We start from the raw sequence: 572 nt of genomic DNA on the forward strand, positions 1-572 counted from the left end.
TGCTGTTCTGATGATGTTCTTCCCGCAGCTGGCGATGGCCGCCGGCAGCAGTGGTCAGGACCTGATGGCAAGCGGTAACACCACGGTTAAGGCGACCTTCGGTAAGGACTCCAGTGTTGTTAAATGGGTTGTTCTGGCTGAAGTTCTGGTCGGTGCTGTCATGTACATGATGACCAAAAACGTCAAGTTCCTGGCCGGTTTTGCCATCATCTCTGTATTTATTTCTGTGGGTATGGCCGTCGTTGGCCTCTGACAGGAAATAAAACGATGTCGGGAGACGAGAATAAACTTAAGAAATATCGTTTCCCGGAAACACTGACCAACCAGAGCCGCTGGTTTGGCCTGCCACTGGATGAACTGATCCCCGCAGCAATCTGTATTGGCTGGGGTATCACAACATCGAAATATCTGTTCGGTATTGGTGCAGCGGTTCTGGTTTATTTCGGGATTAAAAAACTGAAAAAAGGGCGGGGCAGTTCCTGGTTACGTGACCTGATTTACTGGTATATGCCAACAGCCCTGCTGCGCGGTATTTTTCATAATGTTCCCGATTCGTGTTTCCGGCAGTGGAT

2 protein-coding genes are annotated in these 572 nt (G+C 49.7%); both read left to right on the forward strand.

The features are described 5' to 3' along the window. Positions 1-253 (forward strand): type IV conjugative transfer system pilin TraA (gene traA / locus RTW80_RS26990; protein WP_312721157.1); only part of this gene is annotated, 253 nt, incomplete at its 5' end. Between the two features lie 14 nt (positions 254-267). After that, positions 268-572 (forward strand): type IV conjugative transfer system protein TraL (gene traL, locus RTW80_RS26995; protein ID WP_120160169.1); only part of this gene is annotated, 305 nt, incomplete at its 3' end.

It is taken from the genome of Escherichia sp. AM3 (genome assembly GCF_032029835.1).
GTDB lineage: Bacteria > Pseudomonadota > Gammaproteobacteria > Enterobacterales > Enterobacteriaceae > Escherichia > Escherichia coli.